This is a genomic window from Flavobacterium johnsoniae UW101, assembly GCF_000016645.1.
GTDB classification, from domain to species: domain Bacteria; phylum Bacteroidota; class Bacteroidia; order Flavobacteriales; family Flavobacteriaceae; genus Flavobacterium; species Flavobacterium johnsoniae.
In genome coordinates this window covers 3,818,444-3,838,514 of the sequence record NC_009441.1, presented here as the reverse complement: position 1 = coordinate 3,838,514, position 20,071 = coordinate 3,818,444, and the positions used below count along the sequence as shown (strand labels likewise).

The following is a 20,071-nucleotide window of genomic DNA, read 5'->3' as shown; positions in this document are numbered from 1 at the left end:
TTTTAGTTGTGGGTCGAATTTTCTCCGCTATTGTTATTCAAGTTTTTTTGCGCATGTTTACTAATAGAGCCTTCACTGCTTGTTTCAACTCCTTTTAAACCAATCTCTTTTCGCTCTTTATCTGAGTGTGATTCAATTCTACCTTTTACATATTCTTTAAAACAGCCCATCACCCTAATTATAAAATCAATACCTATGGATATGTATTTAGACCCATTTATGGTTTCCCTATAATTGCCACCTACAGTATCTGTTTTATCGTTTACAACATCAGCAGTCATATTCCTTTCAACATTAATATTTAAATCCTCACCAACATTTATAGTGAAGTTTTTAAGAACATTTAGTGTTGCATTTCCTTGTCCGTCAAAGAGTAAATAATTTCCATCGGGCGTACTCTGTTTCCAGCTCCCTTCTGCATCATTGCGAAGAGTCTCAATTCCGCTTCGCGTTCTCATCACTTTCAGATCATTATTAGGCGTGCTGAAACCACTTTTTTCTTTTCTGCTGGTTATGGTTCCCATTGCAATAGGCAGTTCGGCATTATTACACTGAAAATCCACAAAAACTGTATCGCCAATTTCCGGCAGCGTATGGATTCCTCTGGCATCGCCTCCGTATTTCTGCACGAAGGGAATATAAGGAGTGGTTTCGCCTTTGGCTTCCTGCCACGGCATCTGCACCTGTATGCCGCTGAGTCCGTCCGGGTCTGCATTGCCCGTTACAATGGCGGTCTGGCTTCTGCAGAACGGCACTAAATCAGGGTCGGTTTTGGGAGAGAATACAGAACCGTTAAAGTTTACGGCAGTAAAATAATTTTCATAACCGCCTCCGTCGTCGCAGATGTGGGTTATCTGTATTACGCGGTAGGAGCTTTCCAGCTGTACGTCGACACCTGCTATCCTGACTTCATTTCCTATCGTAATTCCCGGAACTTCGCTGGAGGCTTTTACTTCTGTTAAACGGCTTAAAATAGCGCGCATTTTGTTTTTGGCATATTCTTCTGAGGAGCGTCGTGCAGATCCTCCAACAGGATTTTGGTTGAGCTGTATTATGGTTTCTTTATTAAAGAACTCATTAGACTTATTTAAAAAATTCTGCTGAAAACCGTCGGCTTCCCTTCTGTATTTTAAGGTTTCATCGGTTCTGTAACTGCCGTCGCGGTTGTCATTTTCTATTACTTTAAACATTGCCGGCAGGAGTTTAATGGTATAATCAAAATCCTGCATGTTTACCCCGTAAACTAACTGGGGCTGTCCGCCTACACCGCCGGGGCTTCCAAAAACAGTGGTGCGTCCGTTATAATACAGCCAGTGTCCGTTTCTTTTTGCCAGACGGTTTAGAAAAGAAAAATTACTTTCGTTATACTGCACCGTATAAGGCAGGTTTTCTAAATAAAAAGGTCTTACATCCATATCAATATCACAGCCTGATTTTACTTTGGTTACAATATCACTCAGGGTCATATTGGTAAAAGAACTGCATTCGGGACCGTTTTCGAGTGCTATCGTGGAGCTTTTTCCTTTTATTACGATAATTTCTTCTATATCTTTTACACGGGATTTCTTCAGTTTTACTTTGGTCACAACACCATAGAACTGCATGGTATAATGTTTAAGGTCTGCGCCAATCATAAGATCTTCCAGGCCGTCTATAGGTTTTATTTCGATGCTGATTTTCTCGCCGTACAGTTTCTGGGAAAAAGGCATCACACTTTTAAACTCGTCAACTAATAAATCCTGTCTTACTTCAAATGAAAAAGTATGGTGGTCGTGGATGGTTTGAAATATCTTTAATTTATTAAAATTGGTAATCCTGATTTCGCCTACTTTAATGGTGGTTATTGTTTGTAATGCCATGCTGGTTGTTTTAATTAATTACTGGATATATATGCTTCTATCTGAGGATGATTAGAGGATTTGAATTTTTGAAAAACAACAAAATATTTATCGGTCTTATCGCCGTTGTTTTCAAAAAAATACATGCCGTTTGTTACTCTCTCAATTCCATAATGAGGGTTTTCGAATTGTTTAAAATAGCTGTATGCCATTTCTATTACGGCTTCTTTTGTAGTGAAGTAATGAGTTGTGCCAAGATTGGTAAATGAATCCCCGGGCTTTGGATAATAGATTTTACCATTTATAATTAATTCTTTGGGAATGGTCAGCCAGACATTATCATTTTTGTCTTTAAAATAAAATAGAAAATCTGCGGAGACATTAAAAAGAGTACCGTTGTCTGTATCTAAAATAGCAGCAGTTTTACGGGTTTTATAGTCACCATTAGTTACAATAGGTTTTCGATACTTTTGGCTTAGTAAATTTTGGAGTAATTCCTGAGACTGCATATAATTACTTTAAATTGGTTTGATAGTTTAGTAAATATATGCCTGGTTGAAACTGTTAATTAGCCCCTAAAAGGTATTTTTATAACAGAATAAGGTATTTTTTGAAGCAGAAAGGAAATTTTGTTTGTTAGAGTAAGACTCAATTGAAAAGTGTGATAGTAGATTTTTTTGCAAACTTTTAGATTACGATATTTCTTAAAATAAAAAAACTTCCCATAAGAAACGAGAAGTTTTCGGTTTTCAATAGTATTTAAAATCTTATAAATCAGTTTTTAAAATGGCGCCATTACTTGCATTGGTAACTAAAGCTCTGTACTGCCCAAGCCATTTTGAGTTTAATACTTTTTTTATGGGTTGAAAAGCGGCTTTTCTGGTTTTAATTTCTTCATCAGATAAGTTAACCGACAAGATATACTGATCGACATCAATATGAATTTCATCGCCGTCTTTAAGCAGGCCAATCATACCGCCTTCTGCAGCTTCGGGAGAAACATGTCCAATAGAAGCGCCTCTTGTAGCACCGCTGAACCTTCCGTCTGTAATTAAAGCTACAGAACTTCCTAGTCCCATACCCATAATTAAACTCGTTGGAGCCAGCATTTCCTGCATTCCGGGACCGCCTTTTGGACCTTCGTATCGAATAACAACTACATTTCCGGCTTTTACTTTTCCCATCATGATTCCGGCAATGGCTTCGGCCTGACCGTCAAAACAAACCGCTTTTCCTGTAAAAACTCTTGCGCCTGTAAGTCCTGCCGTTTTAATTACAGCGCCTTCTTCGGCAAGATTTCCATATAAAACAGCAAGTCCGCCCACACTGCTGTACGGATTATCAATGGTATGAATAATCGTCGTGTCTTTAATTTCTGCATTATCAATTTTTTCCAGTAAAGTTTCGCCGCTTATAGTCAGATTATCAATTAAAACACCAGAACCTCTTTTGTTCATTTCTTTCATAACCGCATTAACGCCTCCGGCTCTGTTTATGTCTTCCATGTGAACGGTGCTTAAACTTGGCGATATTTTAGCAATATGCGATACATTGCCGGAAATGGTATTAATGTCTTTTAGTTTAAAATCTACATTGGCTTCATTCGCAATGGCTAGCATATGCAGAACAGTGTTGCTGCTGCCGCCCATAGCCATATCAACCGCAAAAGCATTTCGTACCGCATTTTCGTTTAGAATGTTCTTTAGTTTAAACTTTTCAATATCGTGCTGGTCTTTTGCAATGGCACAAATTCTTCGTGCTGCCTTGCGGTATAATTGTTCTCTTTCCGGAGTTTGAGCCAAAATAGTTCCGTTGCCGGGCAGTGCAATTCCCATGGCTTCCATTAAAGTATTCATAGAATTTGCTGTAAACATTCCAGAACAGCTTCCGCCGCTAGGGCAGGCATTGCATTCAATATCGTATAATTCTTCATCTGTAATGCTTCCTGCTTCGTGTTTTCCAACGGCTTCAAAAGCTGTAGCCAGATCAATTGGAGTACCATTTTTTGTATATCCTTTCGACATTGGCCCGCCGCTTACAAAAATAGTTGGAACATCAACCCGCAGAGCGCCCATAATCATTCCCGGAACGATTTTGTCGCAGTTAGGAATGGCAATCATAGCGTCGAGTTTATGTGCATTCATAACGCTTTCGATAGAGTTGGCGATAATTTCACGGCTTGGCAGTGAGTACAGCATTCCGTCGTGGCCCATTGCAATTCCGTCGTCGATTCCAATTGTATTGAACTCAAAAGGAACACAGCCGTTTGCCCTGATTTCTTCCTTAATAATTTCAGATACTTTATTTAGGAAAAAATGCCCCGGAATAATTTCAATAAATGAATTGGCAACGCCGATAAATGGTTTTCCAAAATCTTCATTTTTTAATCCTGTTGCTCTCAATAAGGATCTGTGAGGGGTTCTTTGAACTCCTTTTTTTACTTCATCGCTTCTCATTATATGTTTTTTTGTTTTTTGAATTGGTGTGCCGAAGTATAAAAAGTTAAATCTGCGACTTTATACGGCTTAATGTTTCCGGAGAAATATTAAGATAAGCAGCCAGATTTACATTTGATAATCGCTGTATAAGTTCTGGATTGTTTTTAAGAAGATTACGGTAGCGTTCTGCAGCATTTTGAGTTAGTAAACTGCTGAGTTTAGAGGTTATTACCGTTAAACCGTATTCAAGAATATAGATATACATTTTATCCCATTCCGGTATTGTTTTTCTAAGATGAAAAAAATCATGATAGGAAATAACCAATAATTCGGAGTTTTCTACGGCTTCAATATACTCAGGCGAAGGTTCTCTGGAAATAAAACTGACTATTGAAGTCAGAAATGTATTTTCAAAAGCCATAAATCGGGTCGAAATACTATGGTCGCTGTTACTGTAGTATAAACGCAGACAGCCTTTATTGATAAAGAATATACGTTCTGCCGTTTCATCTTTTTCTAATAATAATTCATTTTTTGTAACGCTGACAGGTTTAAAACAGGCGAGAATTTCGTTGAGCTGTTCTTCTTTTATCGTGGTTTTCTTTTGGATTAGTGCTGCAAGTATCTCTTTCATTTCCTCAATTTACTTTTTTTAATTGCAAAATTATTCCAAATGAATTTTATAAACATTGACATTTATCAAAATCGTACTTTATTCTTCAAAAAAATGCCGGTTTTCCTGATTTGACCCAAATAATTAATCTGATTTTTTAGGAATAGTTAATTACTGAAAAAAAATAAATTTAGGTACACATTGCGGATAATTAAATAAAATGAGATCTATAATTTTGTGTAAAATCCAAGAGAAAAAGGATTCTAGAACCCTAAATAAAACTAAAAACATATGTCTGATTTTTTAAAACAATTTGGAGAAGACCTTAAAAAAAATATTCCAGGTTTCATCGCAGTTTCTGTAGCAGAAATTCAAAGCGGAATGTCGTATTTTTCACTTTCAACTGTAAGTGATTTTGATCCGGAACTAGCTTCGGCTTATAACCTTGAAGTAGTTAAGGCAAAAATGAATGCTATTAAGGCTTTAAAAATAACCGATCAGGCTATTGATAATATCATGATTACGCTTACATCTCAAATTCATATTCTTGACGTTTCAGACAATGGTGATTATTTTATCTACCTGGCTGTAGATTCTACAAAAGCAAATCTTGGAATGACAAAATCGATTTTGAATAAATACAAAAAAGAGATTACCCAAAAACTGTAATTGCCTAATTTATAATTTTAAAAGAGGATTTTCTATTTTGAATTTCCTCTTTTTTATTTTATACCATTTTTTGTCTGCGAAGATTGATTTATATTTAGTCCGTAAACAAATTTAGTAAATGGAATTACGGAAGTACTTCGAAAAATACCACGACGAAGAAACCTGCATTGAAGAATTAAGAGACAAACGGCTGCAAAATGGTTTGTCTTGCAGGAAATGCTCACATAATCAGCATTCGTTTCGAAGAGTTGATTTAAAATTTCAATGCAAAAAATGCGGCAGCAGAATGAGTCTGCGGTCGGGAACCGTGATGGAAAATTCAAATCTGCCTATAAAATACTGGATGATCTGTATTGAATTGATGACGCTTTCTAAAAGAAAATTTTCCATATTGCAGATTCAGTATTTATTAGGTCACAAACGCTACGAACCTATTTGGTTAATGGTGCAGAAAATACGTCTGGTAATGCAAAAGAGAGACGAAAAATATACTTTGCGTGCTTATTCTGAATTCGATTCTGAATTTCTTAAGGAGATCGACAAACTGACCTACAAAAAGAAAACTAAAGATACCAGCGAAAACTGACTGGGAAATATTAATTACATCGAAAACTTTGTTTCATGTTATAATCTGCAACCTGTAAATTTCAATACATACTATCTGCAGCTTTTATCTTTGTTACACTTCTATCAGGAATTTTTCTTTTTAGATGTGTAAATCGAAATTTATGAGCACGATTAAAAAAGGTTGTATTATACTGTTTTGTGTCTTGGCTTTGCAAATTTTAAAAGCTCAGGACGCGCCTTATTCAATAGGTTTTATACCGGCCTCTATTGAAGAAATCGATGTTGCGTTTCCTATTTATGACAAATGGCATTTAAGCGGACAGGCCGATGTACAGTTGGTTACACAAGGTGCTTACACAAATGGAAATCCGTTTGAATATACACAAAGAGTAGTAGTAAGACCGTGGCTGATATATTCCGGATTTAAAAATATCAAATTATGGCTGGGTTATGCGCACAATCAAAAATATGCTGTAGAAGAAGCCGGAAACTACGAAACTCTCGAAAACAGACTTATTGTAATGGGAACTTTTTCTCAGGAAATGCCCAAAGGATCTATTTTTGAGCAGGTTCGTTTTGAAACTAAATTTTTTGATGACAGAACCGGAACTCCTCAAACAATTCCAAGAATAAGAGCAAGATTCGGCGTAAACCATTATCTGCGTCAAACCAAAGAAAAACCATTGTTTCTGGCTCCCAATTTAGGATATTATACGGAGCTGATGCTGAAATTTGCTTCTAAAGATTATGCGAAAGAACATTTTGATATTTTTAGATTGTCTGTGTATTATAGTGCTGGGATAACGCCAAATGTTCATTTTCTGGCTGGAATAATAGGGCAGATGCAGCTTCGCACAAACGGAACCCAGTTTGATGTGTATTACGGGCCTATGGTTTCTGTAAAATACAGCATCAGACCAAAAGAAAGAGAAACTTTTGACAGCGTTGACGGCGGTGCTGATTAGAATACTGTTTTAAATAAAATATTATATAATGGGTTGGCTTTTAATCCTGTTTAGGTTAACTAAACAGGATTTTTAGATTTAAGTTACACCGTTTTTAAAACGCCTCCATCGGCTCTAAGACATGAACCGTTTGTTGCAATGGCAAGCGGGCTTGATAAATAAACAGCCAAAGAAGCAATTTCTGCCGGATCGATAAAACGCTGTAATAAAGAATGCGGATTCGTCTGCTGTATAATAGCACTTTTCATTTGCTCGATTTCTATATTTTGTAAAGAAGCAATATGTTCGATTGTTGAGGCAACACCATCAGAATAAGTTGGACCGCCTAAAATAGTATTGACAGTAACTTCGGTTCCTAAAGTTAGTTTTGATAAACCATTGCCAACAGCCATCATAGCTGCTTTTGTCATTCCGTAATGAATCATGTTTCCGGGAATATTCACACCAGATTCACTGCTGATGAAAATAATTCTTCCAGATTTTTTCTGAAGCATCTGCGGTAAAAGTTTCTTAGAAAGTTTGACACTGCTCATTACATTAATCTCAAAAATTCGGTACCAGTCTTCGTCTTCTATCGTTTCAAAATCTTTTAATTCAAAAATACCTACGTTGTTTATTAAAATGTCAATATCGTTTAGCTGGTTTAATAATGCGGTTACTTCTGCTTTATTTCCAAAATCACACACAATACCTGAAACTGCGGCATTTGGAAATTCATCTTTTAATTTTTGAACCGCCAGGTTGGTTTTTTCTTCATTTCTTCCGTTAATAATAACTTCGGCTTTTTCATTTAATAATTGTTTTGCAATCGCAAAACCAATTCCTTGTGTCGAACCGCTGATGAAAGCTTTTTTTCCTTCTAATTTTAAATTCATTTTTTATTATTTTAATTTTTGTAATGATCGATACATAAATAGTCAAAAAAATTAGCTGATAACAGCTAATTGCATTTCGATTTGTTTTTTTAGGACGTTTTTGTCCAGATACATTCGGCGAAGTGTATTAAGTCCGCACCAAAATGTTATTAAATATCTGCCCAGTATTTCGGGATCTGCCTGGTTTTTTAGCTTCCCTTTTATTTGTTCGTTTTTAATAGCCTGAGTAAACATTTGTTCGACTTCTTTTAAAATCTGAACCGCATTGGCTTCCAAAGCTTCATCAATAAAAGTCATTTCAACAACCGTATTAGCAATAATACAGCCTTTAAGATGTTCATTTTCTTCCGCGGAAGCAATACTTCTAAAAAAATCTTTGATTAGTTCTAAGGGAGATTCGCTCTTACTTAATTCAATTTTAAAAGCATCAAATGCCAATCGACGTTCTTCAATTGCTTTTTGAAAAACCTCTTTTTTACCGCCTTTAAAAGTATTGTAAAAACTTCCGGCTCCGGCTCCGGTGGCTTTTTGCAAATCGCTCAATGAAGTAGCGCTGTATCCTTTCTGCCAAAAAACTTCTTGTGCTTTTTTTACAACAGCAGCGTCTTCGTAGATTGTTGGTCTTCCTCTCATTGTTGATTTTTTATTTTGTAATGATTGGTACAAAAATATACAAAAATACCTTTACTCCAAATTTTAAAGCATTTTTTTAAACTCTATTTATAGTTTCAAGTTCCATTCTTTTTGATGCTCCGGTTATAAATCATACTTTTTGAGTGTTCCTGTTTTGTATTTAATTATAAGTTAAAATTTAGTAAATCAGTGCTTTAAAAAGAGTTTGTGTTCAGGTTTTTTGTGTTCGTATCGATTGAATTACTAACTTATTAGTTAAAAAACTAACAAATTAGTTTGTCTACTAATTAATTAGTAGTATCTTGCATCAAAATATTTCAACTATGATAAAATTAGCCAAACGAGAAGAACAGATCATGCAGGTATTTTGGGATTTAAATAAAGCTTTTATACGAGATATAATCCCGCTGCTTCCAGATCCGAAACCGCATTACAATAGTGTAGCCACTATAGTAAAGATTCTCGCCGAAAAAGGTTTCTTAAGTTTTGAAACTGCCGGAAATATGCATTGCTTTTTTCCAATAATCAGCAGAGAAGAGTATCAGCAGTTTGCCCTTAAAGATATTGTCAGCCAATATTTTGATAACTCATATCCGAGAATGTTAGCTTTTTTTGCAAAAGAACAAAAACTTTCAGATAAGGAATTAGATGAAATCGTGAGCATCATTAAAAAAGAAAAAATATGATACCATATATCTTATACACCGCGCTTATTCTTTCGGCTTGTTTTTTGTTTTACAAACTGCTGCTGCAAAAAGAAACCTTTTTTCATTTGAACAGATATGTACTGCTTTTTTGTATGGTATTGGCATTTACACTGCCTTTAATTCCGGTACCGCAGCAATTATCATTTAGAAAAAATGCAGTAGAACAGTCTATTGAGGCTGCAAAAATTCCAACAGGAACTGCTGCTGCTCAAACATCAAAAGAAAAATCTATTGAGTCTGTACCTGTTGAGGAGACAAAACAAGTAATCAATGTTGATGTCTTACTGCAGGGTATAATTTATTTATACTGGTTTGGCGTGGTAATATTTGGTCTTAATTTTTTAATGCAGGCCGTTATATTGCTTTTTAAATCCTATTCAGGATCTGTAATTCAGGATGGAAAATTTCGTATTGTTGAAATAACAGGCGATAAAGCGCCGTGTTCTTTTGGTAATAACATTTTTATCAATCCTGAAAAGTACGAATGGGAAACCTACAACCAAATTCTGCTTCACGAAAAAATCCATATTGAACAGAAACATACCATAGATCTTCTGCTTGCAGAAGTTGTTTTGGTTTTTCAATGGTTTAATCCGTTTGCCTGGCAGTGGCGAAAAGCACTCGAAACTAATCTTGAATTTTTAACCGATGATCAAATGCTGCAGCACGATACGGTTGAAAGAGAGAGTTATCAGTTTAGTCTGTTAAAAGTAGCTGCGCCGCAATTTCCTTTGAGTCTTACAACTAACTATAATCAATCATTATTAAAAAAACGAATCATCATGATGAACTCAAAAAAATCAAATGTGCACACCACATGGAAATATTTTTTCCTTGTGCCGCTAATGGTGCTTTTTGCCTGCCTTTTTAATCAACCGGCAGCGCAGAGCCAGCCTTTAAATTCAAAAGGCGAATCGAAACAAAATGTTATCGTTGAAGATGAAATGAAAACCGATGGAAACTGGTTTGCCGTTATAAAAGGCGATTCTATTGAAATCAGCTTTAAAAGCGATGAACATAGCAATTCTTCGCATACTTTTCAATTACGTGAATTAAGCAGTATTCCGAGAGATAAACAAGGCGATTTTACTTTGACTCGTGAAGTCGGAACTATGAATTTTAACGGGAAATTTGAAGGCAATAAAGGAATGGGAACTTATAAATTCACTGCAAATAAAGATTACAGCACTGCTATGAACAAAGAGGGATTAGATATTAAAAAAGATAATGATCTAATGGTGTTCTTTTTAATTAATATCAAAGTCTCTTATGTGCAGATGCTTAAGAAAAACGGCTTTAATAATTTAGATAATCAGGTTATTCCGCTTGCAGCTTTAGATGTAAATGAAGCTTATATAACTTCAATCAAAAAAGCTATTCCGGATATTGATTTAGAAAATCTTGTTCCTTTTAAATCATTAGGAATAGACAAAGCTTTTATTGAAGAAATTCGCAGTTCAGGTTACAAAAATGTTAGCCCAAGTAATATTATTGCCTTAAAATCTCAGGGTATTGACGGAAAATATATCAATGATTTCCGAAGTTCAGGTAAAAAAAGCGATAACGTTGAAAATAACAACAGAAACAATAATGATGACAACGACGATGACGATATCATTGCTTTTAAAGCATTAAACGTTGATAAGGCATTTATTGATTCTTTTAAAGCATTAGGATATAATAACCTTTCAAACGGTGATCTTATTGGTTTTAAATCATTAAATGTAACTCCAGAATACGTTAAAAGTTTTCAAAATGCCGGTTATAAAAACATTTCAGCAGAAAATCTAATGGCTTTAAAATCTCAGAATATTTCACCAGATTTAGTAAAAGAATACAAAAGTCTAGGGTTTGATAATCTTGATCTCGAAGAAATTGTGGGAGCAAAAGCAATTGGTACAACTCCGGCTTATATTAAATCGATGCGTGCAAAAGGACATGATTTTAAAAGCCTTGAAAAATATATTGCTTTAAAATCGCTGGCTAATAATTAATTATTTGAATCAGCTTTAAAAATACCTCAGTTGTAAGACTAAAAAAGCCCAAACCTAAACAGGAATGGGCTTTGTTGTATAATGAGTTTTCTATATTTCTTTTTTCTTTAAACAGCGGCCTCTTGGTTCGTCGCCTTCATAGAGTACAATTTCAGAATGTAAAAACTGAGCTGCATCTGCAGAGCCTTTTACTTTTATGGCACTGCGTTCTATCATTTCAGCTTCAAATTCTGTTAATACACTTTCCCTGATTCCAATTTCTTTCCATTGACAATTTCTGCATGCTTTTACGATTCCTCTTGCTAATGTCAGCGCATCTAATAATGCCTGATTGGCTCCTTGTCCTTTAAACGGACTCATTGGGTGAGCAGCATCGCCAATTAAAGTTACTGAACCGGCATTTTTTAATAAATCTGACTGCAGCAATTCGCGGTCATAAACAGGATATCCTGAAATCTGGGTTTCTTGGGTTGCCATTAAAATCTGCGGAATAGGATCGTGCCACTGTGTTCTGCGGCAGGCTTCTTCTTTGAGTGCTTTTTGACCTTTTGCACTTAATATTTTTGCATCGTTTTCAGACATTGGAAAACTAAGCTGCCACATTATAGAATCTGATTTGTAAGGCATAATGTAGATGCGTTCATTACCGTTTGCCGTTTGAAACACGGTTGCACCGTCGAGCAAAGGGCTTTCTAGATTTTCAAGAGTGCTCAAAGGACAGATTCCTAATATTACAATGCAGTCCAAATAACGTAAAGGCGTAGTTTCATCGCCAATCAGCAACTTTCGAACAGAACTGCGAATTCCATCAGCACCAACAACAAGATCTGCTTTACAACTTTTAGTTTCGCCGTTTACCTGAAAATTGAGGTCAACATTTTTATCATTTTGGTTAAAATCAATTAATTGATGTCCCCATTGAACTTTATCATGTCCGCCAAGCTGTTCAAGCAAAGCCAGACGCAAAGACTGCCTGGCGATATGCATATTGGTGCGTTTAGAAGTTGTTTTTGCATTAGACTGCAGCCATTTTCGAATTCCCCATTCGCCAATAACTTTTCCTTCTGTAGTATGAACCAAGTGTCTTGTCGAAATAACTTTTTCGTCTAATGAAAAAATACCTAAACCTTCGATTGCCTTACTAGCCTGCTGTAAAGTAAGTCCGTAACCTTGGGATCGGGCTTCGAAATCAGCATCACGTTCAAAAAGTGTAAAAGGAATTCCTCTGTGCAAACAAGCCACAGCTAGAGCCGTACCGCCAATACCGGCACCAATAATAGCAATATGAGGCAGGTTTTTATTGTCAGGTTCAGGAAAATTTAGTGAAGAAACCAAACCAGATCCGTTGCATTTTGTGCAGGTGTATAAGTGTGCTTTTGGGCGGACAGGAGCTTTGCCTTCATTGTTATTTTTTTGAAATAAATCTAATGCTGTTTGATAATCACGACGGGCTTTATTGCTGAGTCCGCGGTTTTTTTTACCACTTCCTTGGCATTCTTTACAAATAGTCCAGCTTGTTTTTTCGTTTTCTGCTTTTTCCACTTTCTCTTATTTTACCGGACTTTAAAACGTGAATTTTTCTGCGTTTTCTGGTGTGCAAATTTAGGACAAAAGATGGGCTTGTCAAAACGGCTTCAAAATTTAGGAATTAAGATTGTATTATGCTTGTAATGGTTTAATATTAAATAATTTGTGTTTTGTTTTGAAAGTATATTTTATAACTTTTACAGATGATTATGTAAGTGTCGCTTTTTGTATTTGAAGTAATTTTATTAAAATTTAAAACTTGAAATTATGGGCACAAATAATCAAAATCCGAATGCTGCTAAACCAAGCGGATCAGATAATCGAAGCGATACGAGAAAACATCAATATAGAGATCATGATGAAGTTTTAACAAATGATGAAAATTATGATGTTGATACTCATGAATTTAAAGGCGAAGAGCCAGATTTTGACGATAAGTTGAATAACGAAGAAAAAAAATAAAATAAAAGTCTCAATTTTTTGAGACTTTTTTATTTTCGATGACAGAAAAGGACTAATTAGAAGATTCTTTATAATTTTTGACAAAAATGAAGAAGTAAAAAGAAACTATGATTTGATTTTTATAGATTTGTAAACTCTCAAAATTTTCTAAAAAAGTTGAGAACCATATTATAAAATTTTATTACAATGAAATCTGTTACTCCACTATTTTTATTTTTAATGTTCATCTGTTCACCCTCGTATTCTCAATTAAGTTCAGATAAAATATTCGAAAGCTTTAAGCAGGGAGAACGTACTAACTGCTCATCAATTGCTTTTATAAAAGCCTCTTTAAATGTTTACGGATTAGATAATCTTTTTGAAACTGAAAAAATAGATGATAATCTGCAAAAAATAACATTAAAAAATAATGCCTCATTTAATTTAAAAAGTGAAGAACTAAACAGAGCTAAGATTTCTGCAGGATTTGTATTTATTAAGGATAACTGCGACAGCGAAAAAATAACTGACTATGCGGTTTTAACTTATGCTGTAATGGCAAAATACAAGCAGATCATTGATAAAGAAAAAACCTTTGATGAAGCTTTGGAAGATTTAGAAGATGGTACAGTCTATACGCCGACAATTTATAAGTATTTGGGTTTTAAGCTGGGAAAACAAATCGAAAAATTAGGAAGACAGGAGGGAAGTGAATTTTGCGGCGTAGTAGCATGGTCAAAAGCACATGCGGTTTTTGTATGTGAAGAATTTATGGATTATTACGGAAACAAAAAAAGTATTTTTATTAAATATCCCGGCCGTTTTAGAATAATTAAGTCTTAAAAAGACAGAAAAAAGCCAATTGTTAAAGTTTTCTAAAAAAAAGAAAATAATAAAGTTGCAATTTAACTTAATTTGCATATTTTTGCCCTAACCAAGAACCTATTAGATCTACGAAAATGAAGAGCAAAATTATTTTTTTAAGTGTCCTTTTCTTCTTGACAACGGCAGCTGTTTCGGCACAGGCAAAAAATGCCCCAAGAAGTATCATCAGTACAACAGCCTTAATCCGTAAATACCACGATCAAAAAGAATTGAGCGGTATGCAAAAAGGAGAACTATTGGAATTGTACATTGAGCGTATTAAAGTTTTAGTTAAAACGCTTCCTTATATCGCTTTGGTTACTAAACCTGGTGTTACGATGGCAGATTTAGGTATTCCAGACGATGGAGATCACAAAAAAATATTAGACAATCAAGCGGTTGGAACATCAACTTTCTTAGATACTACAGTAGAGTTTCAAAGAAAAATGATGCCTTACTCTGATAAAGGAAACCTTATCGCGGCGATTTTATTCTACGAAAACACATTAAAATCTTTACACGAGTTTAATGAATTAAACGAAATGTAATATTTTTTATAAAGCAAAAATAAAACCTTCAAAGTCAATTGATTTTGAAGGTTTTTTTTATGATTAAGCTTTTTGAAATCTTAAAATAATTCAAGCTGATTATTTGTATTTGGAGGTCTTTTTTTAGGAGGTTTGGCATCGCCAAAAACTGTTTTTCCTCCATATTTATACGATTCGTTTCGTTCTTTTTGAATCAAAGCATCAAAATTAGAATTGGGCGTAAAACTCTGTTCCGCTTTTCTGGATATTTCAGATAATTTTTTAATTGCTTCAATCTTGTCGCCATTGCCAATTTTAGCCCGGTTAATTGCCCGTTGTAATGTATTTATAGTTTCATCATATATAGTTACAGGAACCGGAAACGGATGTCCGTCTTTACCTCCGTGTGCAAATGAAAAGCGCGCAGGATCTTCAAATCGGGTAGGAGTGCCGTAAATAACTTCGCTCACTAATGCGAGTGATTGTAAAGCTCTTGGTCCCATTCCTTTTAAAAGCAGTAATTCTTCAAAATCCTCAGGTTTATTTTCGTGTGTTGCCCAAAGCATTGCACCAAGTCTTTTCATGTTTACATCTTCCATTCTCACGTCATGATGTGCAGGCATAGAAAGATACTGCATTTCCTTCATGATTTTTGCAGGAGATTCTTTAGATAATTCTAAAATTCCTTCTCTGGATTTTGAGGCAGCCTGAGCGGTAAGGTTTAAAATTGTTCCCTGATTTTCTCCATAAATAAAGGTATGAGGCTCTTCAATAAAAGATTTTAAATCCTGTGAATGCCAATGATATCTTCTGGCAGTTTTAGAATCGGGGTTCATTCCCTGCTGAATGACAGCCCATTGTCCCATATTATCAACAATAAAATTATGCTGATACAATTGAAAACCATCCTGAATGGCTGTATTATCTACTTTAGCAGCAAGTTTACTGCAGTTTGCAAGGTTATTTCCGTCAAGCCCTGTTTTTTCGCCTACAAATAAAAGTTCTTGAGGAGTTAAAAGCGAATGTTTGCCTTTTCCTCCGCAAATGTAAATTCCAAGTTCTTTTGAATGCGGATTGACAGATTTTTTTAAGGCACCAAGTACAGAAGTAGTAATTCCGGATGAATGCCAGTCCATTCCCATAACAGCTCCAAAACTTTGAAACCAAAACGGATTGCTTAGTTTGCTTATCACTTCAGAAGTAGAAAATTCTAAAGCAATCGTTTCTACAATTGCCAGGCCAAGCTTAGACATTCGTTCAGAAAGCCATAACGGCACTTGTCCATAATGTAATGGAAGATCTGCTGTACCGGAACGTTTCATGGGAGTATTGAATTTTTACAAAATTACGAAAAAAAACTTTTATTAATCGTTTGCCATTCAAAGCCTTGATTACTTTCGTTCTTCCCATTCTCTTTTTAACATTGCATATTGAAATTCACTTCCCCATTTCCCTTTAAAAAATATGTTTTCTATAAAATGACCTTCTTGCTTAAAACCGACACTCTGCAATAGTTTAATAGAAGCAGTATTCTCTGCATCGACTATTTCGACTACACGGTGTAATTTTATTTCATTAAACAAAAAAGTCAAAATGCCCAATAAAGTTTCTTTTGCAAACCCTTTTCTTTGTTCCAGATGCGAAATTGTAATTCCAATTTCGGCAATTCTTGTGTCGTATTGATCAAGTTTAATGGCGCAGTCGCCAATTAGCTGTCCGGTTTCGCGATTTTCAATTGCATATTGTACCCATTCACCGGCTTTTCCAAAATATTTAGCAGCGTTTTCTGTTATAAACTCTTCTGCCTGTTCTAAATTCATAACATCAAAACCCTGGTATTTTGTAACTTCAGGATTCGAGCGGTAAATAATAAAGTTAGATAAATCATGTATGTTGAGATGTCTTATAATTAGACGGGGCGTTTCTATATGCAATGGCGTCATTGTTGGTATTGGTTAAGATTTTTTGCAAGTTATGAAAGTACATTTTTAATTTAATGCTTCGGATTAATTTTTATTAGAATAAATAATACTCAGTTTTATTTTTAAGAAAAGAGAATATTATAATTTATGATGTTAAAAATTTTCATATTCTTATTAATTTGAGTAAAAATTATGAACTTCTTATCTAGATAAGTTCTTGATTTTTTATTTGTATTAAAATTTTATTTACTTGATTTTCAGTGTTTTATTTATTGGAAAACGTTTTAGATATCTTGATTTTTATTCCACTTTTTTTGTAATCTTTTTTTTAGGTCTAGTTTCGTTATAATCCTATTTCTAGGAACTAACTATTTAAAAAACCGAAAATTATGAGAAAACAATTACATGGTATTTTATTTAAAAGAGAAAAAAGCCGCCACTTTATAATGTGGATTTTTTTCATTCTCTTAACTTCAAATTTGTATGCGCAGCGAGGTTATTATGATGCAGCTTATAAAAGATACGAAGCAAACTTAGGACAATTGTCTAATGGAGCTTCAGTAACTGCAAAATCGTATAATCAAGCTGATTTACAGTCAGAAGCTTCAGATCAAATTTGTGTGAATATGTCTGCATCAAACGCAGCAGTTCAATGGACGTTAACTGAGGCTGCAGACGGACTCGTTATTCGATATAGCGTTCCTGACGGTCAGTCTGGAACAATAGGCGTATATAATGGCAGTACAAAAATTACAACGCTTACTTTGACTTCGACTTGGTCATGGGAATATTTGTGGAGTAATGGAAATCCAAATAACAACGGAATTACAAACCAAAATCCAAGAATGCGTTTTGACGAAGTACGTTATAAACTTCCAAGTAAAATACCAGTATCCGGAACATTGCGTTTGGTAAGAGAAACGGGTAATATTCACTTGGATTTTGCTGAAATGGAACCCATTCCGGCTGCAGTAACAGCGCCTTCAGGTTCTGTAACTTATACAGGAAACGGAAGTGATCTTCAAACTTTTATTGATGCCAACGGCGGTAAAAAAATATTTGTTCCAAGCGGGGTTTTTAATGTGAACCGCGAATTGTATTTTGGTTCTGCCAATACCTCTTTAATTGGAGCGGGAATGTGGTACACGCAGATTAATTTTACCAATACCAGCAGCGGTAACGGAGGATTGAGAGCTAATGCAAGTAATATTTCTTTTTCAGATTTGTATTTAACCACAAATTCTGCTTCAAGAAGTAATTCTTATAAAGCGATAAATGGTGTATTTACATCTGGTTCTACAATAAAAAATATCTGGGCAGAACATTTTGAATGCGGTGCATGGATTGCTCAATATAATGTTGGCGGACCCGCAATTGCAGATGGATTTACCTTATCGCACTGCCGTTTTAGAAATAATTATGCTGATGGAATTAACCTTTGCAAAGGAACGGCAAATGCTATTGTTGAACATTGTAATTTTAGAAATAACGGTGACGACGATCAGGCAATCTGGTCTGCTAACGGACAGGAATGTATCAACAATACTTTTAGATATAATACGTCAGAAAACTGCTGGCGTGCCTGCGGACTGGCTATTTATGGCGGAAAAAATAATAAAGCTTACAACCTGATTATTAAAGACAATCTTGAAGCAGGTATTCGTGTGAGCAATAATTTTGACGGCGCACCATTTAACAATGACGGAAACCATGAAATACACGATATTACAGTAAGCACATGCGGAACTTTTAATGATACTTATAACAATCCTGTTGCGGCGGTAGATATTTTCAGCGCCAGTAATGCCGGAACTCAGGTTAAGAACGTTCAGTTGTATAATATCGATATTTTAGATTCAAGAAACGATGCTATTTCTATAAGCAAAAGATCTGGAGACGGTATTTACAATCTTAGTTTTAAAAACATTACAGTTAACGGAACAGGGAAAGAATATCCAAACAACAATGCTCTTAACAGAAATTGGGGCAGAGGTTATTTTGTACTTATTGCGGGTTCTCCAAACGGAAACGGAACGTACTGCAATATGAATTATTCTAACAGAGGAGGAAATGCAGCAGCTAATGAAGAAATTAGTGCGATTGGCAATTTTTCTTGGACACAAAGCAGTAACTGTTCTGTAACAAATGTTCCGGTAACAGGCGTAACAATTGCACCAACAACAGTAACGCTGGGTGCCGGAGCAACACAACAATTAACGCCGACTATTGCTCCTGCAAATGCAACAAACAAAAATGTATCGTATAGTTCTAATAATACTGGCGTGGCAACAGTAAATGCATCTGGTTTAGTTACTGCGATTGCATCCGGATCTGCCACAATAACGGTTACTACACAAGATGGAGCTAAAACAGCATCATCGGTAATTACTGTAAATTCATCAGCTGCAGCTGTAACAAGCGTTAGTTTAAGTCCTAATGCAGCATCATTATCAGTAGGAGGAACACAACAATTAACACCAACTGTTCTGCCTTCTAATGCAACAAATAAATCGGTAAGTTATAGTTCAAACAATACAGGTGTTGCCACAGTAAATGCTTCAGGACTTGTAACGGCTGTTGCTAACGGAACAGCAACAATTACAGTAACAACAGCAGATGGAAACAAAACCAGTACAGCCTTAATTACGGTAAGTACAGCTACAGGAAGTTATTTTACCATTAAAAACAAATGGACGAATAATTATTTATATGATGCAGGGGCTAATGTAGGTTATGGTGCAACTGTTGCAAATAACAATTACAAATGGGAAAAAATAGCTGTAGATGCCACAAACTTTATCTTGAAAAATGTAGGTACAGGAGATGTAATGCATATTGAAAATTTAACAGGATCTGTACAATGTACAGCAGCAGGATCTGACTGGTGGAGCGCACAATGGTCAACCGAAAATGTAGACGGAACCTGGGTAAGAATCAAAAACAGATGGCAGACAGGAAGTATGATTCATATTGAAAACCTAACAGGTTCTGCTCAATATATAGGAGCTCAAAATAGCTGGGAAAGCGCACAATGGCAGTTTCAGGCAGCTTCGGCATCAAAGAAAATAAATGAAGCCGTAGTAACAGCCGAAAATAATACTGCAGTTAGTATTTATCCGAATCCGTCAGTTAATAATGAATTTAACATTGCATTACCAGAGTTAAGCCCAGACGATACAGCAATAATAACGGTTACAGATATAAACGGAAGAAAAGTTTTAGTAAAGAAACTGAATTCGTCAGCAAAAATTAATCATGATTTGGCTTCTGGAATTTATGTTGTTACAATTCATTCAAATGCTTTAAATATTTCTAAAAAACTGATTGTGAAATAATTTGCATTAATATTTTTTTAATTTAAATAAATCCAATAACCCTTATGCAGCATGCATAAGGGTTTTGTTTTTTTAAACGAAATAAACAGCCAGCATAAAATTTTGTAAATATTAATGGTAATTATATAAATGTAAACCAAAAGTGGTAATTTATAT

General features: G+C 35.1%; 17 protein-coding genes and 1 pseudogene. 9 read left to right on the top strand and 9 right to left on the bottom strand.

Annotated elements, in window-relative coordinates:
• Positions 1-2: 2 nt before the first annotated feature.
• From FJOH_RS16695 to FJOH_RS16680, 4 genes are all read right to left on the bottom strand, one after another.
• A complete protein-coding gene (locus FJOH_RS16695; protein ID WP_012025206.1) occupies positions 3-1,859 on the bottom strand; it encodes a contractile injection system protein, VgrG/Pvc8 family in 1,857 nt (618 codons plus the stop codon).
• Between the two features lie 14 nt (positions 1,860-1,873).
• Positions 1,874-2,347 carry a hypothetical protein gene (locus FJOH_RS16690; RefSeq protein WP_012025205.1) on the bottom strand — a complete coding sequence of 158 codons (474 nt, stop codon included), beginning with the start codon at positions 2,345-2,347 and terminating at the stop codon, positions 1,874-1,876.
• Positions 2,348-2,605: 258 nt separating this feature from the next.
• Complete coding sequence (gene ilvD / locus FJOH_RS16685) at positions 2,606-4,294, bottom strand: dihydroxy-acid dehydratase (RefSeq protein WP_012025204.1); 1,689 nt, start codon at positions 4,292-4,294, stop codon at positions 2,606-2,608.
• Positions 4,295-4,340: 46 nt separating this feature from the next.
• The gene (locus tag FJOH_RS16680; RefSeq protein ID WP_012025203.1) at positions 4,341-4,910 is read right to left on the bottom strand and encodes a Crp/Fnr family transcriptional regulator; all 570 of its coding nucleotides are present in this window, start codon (positions 4,908-4,910) and stop codon (positions 4,341-4,343) included.
• A 270-nt stretch (positions 4,911-5,180) separates the two neighbouring features.
• Between FJOH_RS16680 and FJOH_RS16675 the strand changes: the two genes are divergently transcribed.
• The 3 genes and pseudogenes from FJOH_RS16675 (at position 5,181) to FJOH_RS16665 (ending at position 7,090) form a co-directional block, all read left to right on the top strand.
• The gene (locus FJOH_RS16675) at positions 5,181-5,558 is read left to right on the top strand and encodes a hypothetical protein (protein ID WP_012025202.1); all 378 of its coding nucleotides are present in this window, start codon (positions 5,181-5,183) and stop codon (positions 5,556-5,558) included.
• A 118-nt stretch (positions 5,559-5,676) separates the two neighbouring features.
• Positions 5,677-6,138, top strand: a pseudogene (locus FJOH_RS16670) (IS1595 family transposase); the annotation flags it as partial.
• Between the two features lie 148 nt (positions 6,139-6,286).
• Positions 6,287-7,090, top strand: coding sequence for a DUF2490 domain-containing protein (locus tag FJOH_RS16665; RefSeq protein WP_200799098.1), 804 nt, complete (start codon positions 6,287-6,289; stop codon positions 7,088-7,090).
• A gap of 83 nt (positions 7,091-7,173) precedes the next feature.
• Here FJOH_RS16665 and FJOH_RS16660 read toward each other — a convergent pair whose 3' ends face one another.
• Both FJOH_RS16660 and FJOH_RS16655 read right to left on the bottom strand, forming a co-directional pair.
• On the bottom strand, positions 7,174-7,965 hold the full coding sequence (locus tag FJOH_RS16660) for an SDR family NAD(P)-dependent oxidoreductase (RefSeq protein ID WP_012025199.1): 792 nt from the start codon (positions 7,963-7,965) through the stop codon (positions 7,174-7,176).
• Between the two features lie 51 nt (positions 7,966-8,016).
• Entirely contained in the window at positions 8,017-8,598 is a 582-nt protein-coding gene (locus FJOH_RS16655; RefSeq protein WP_012025198.1) for a TetR/AcrR family transcriptional regulator, read from the bottom strand.
• Positions 8,599-8,921: 323 nt separating this feature from the next.
• On the opposite strand from FJOH_RS16655, the gene FJOH_RS16650 reads away from it, so the two are divergent.
• Both FJOH_RS16650 and FJOH_RS16645 read left to right on the top strand, forming a co-directional pair.
• Positions 8,922-9,284, top strand: a complete 363-nt coding sequence (locus tag FJOH_RS16650; protein ID WP_012025197.1) for a BlaI/MecI/CopY family transcriptional regulator — start codon at positions 8,922-8,924, stop codon at positions 9,282-9,284.
• Complete coding sequence (locus FJOH_RS16645) at positions 9,281-11,299, top strand: M56 family metallopeptidase (RefSeq protein ID WP_012025196.1); 2,019 nt, start codon at positions 9,281-9,283, stop codon at positions 11,297-11,299. The genes FJOH_RS16650 and FJOH_RS16645 overlap by 4 nt, the downstream gene beginning before the upstream one ends.
• A 90-nt stretch (positions 11,300-11,389) precedes the next feature.
• Here the strand turns inward: FJOH_RS16645 and FJOH_RS16640 are convergent, their stop codons facing one another.
• Positions 11,390-12,841, bottom strand: a complete 1,452-nt coding sequence (locus tag FJOH_RS16640; protein WP_012025195.1) for an FAD-dependent oxidoreductase — start codon at positions 12,839-12,841, stop codon at positions 11,390-11,392.
• Between the two features lie 252 nt (positions 12,842-13,093).
• Between FJOH_RS16640 and FJOH_RS16635 the strand changes: the two genes are divergently transcribed.
• The 3 genes from FJOH_RS16635 (at position 13,094) to FJOH_RS16625 (ending at position 14,679) form a co-directional block, all read left to right on the top strand.
• Positions 13,094-13,288, top strand: coding sequence for a hypothetical protein (locus tag FJOH_RS16635; protein WP_012025194.1), 195 nt, complete (start codon positions 13,094-13,096; stop codon positions 13,286-13,288).
• 186 nt (positions 13,289-13,474) lie between these two features.
• Entirely contained in the window at positions 13,475-14,110 is a 636-nt protein-coding gene (locus tag FJOH_RS16630; RefSeq protein ID WP_012025193.1) for a hypothetical protein, read from the top strand.
• Between the two features lie 116 nt (positions 14,111-14,226).
• The gene (locus FJOH_RS16625; RefSeq protein ID WP_012025192.1) at positions 14,227-14,679 is read left to right on the top strand and encodes a hypothetical protein; all 453 of its coding nucleotides are present in this window, start codon (positions 14,227-14,229) and stop codon (positions 14,677-14,679) included.
• Positions 14,680-14,759: 80 nt separating this feature from the next.
• Here the strand turns inward: FJOH_RS16625 and FJOH_RS16620 are convergent, their stop codons facing one another.
• Positions 14,760-15,980, bottom strand: a complete 1,221-nt coding sequence (locus FJOH_RS16620; RefSeq protein ID WP_012025191.1) for a DUF763 domain-containing protein — start codon at positions 15,978-15,980, stop codon at positions 14,760-14,762.
• A 69-nt stretch (positions 15,981-16,049) separates the two neighbouring features.
• Positions 16,050-16,601 (bottom strand): GNAT family N-acetyltransferase, encoded by a 552-nt coding sequence (locus tag FJOH_RS16615; protein ID WP_012025190.1) that lies wholly within the window; start codon positions 16,599-16,601, stop codon positions 16,050-16,052.
• A 368-nt stretch (positions 16,602-16,969) separates the two neighbouring features.
• Between FJOH_RS16615 and FJOH_RS16610 the strand changes: the two genes are divergently transcribed.
• Positions 16,970-19,915 carry an Ig-like domain-containing protein gene (locus FJOH_RS16610; RefSeq protein ID WP_012025189.1) on the top strand — a complete coding sequence of 982 codons (2,946 nt, stop codon included), beginning with the start codon at positions 16,970-16,972 and terminating at the stop codon, positions 19,913-19,915.
• The last annotated feature ends 156 nt before the right edge of the window (positions 19,916-20,071 follow it).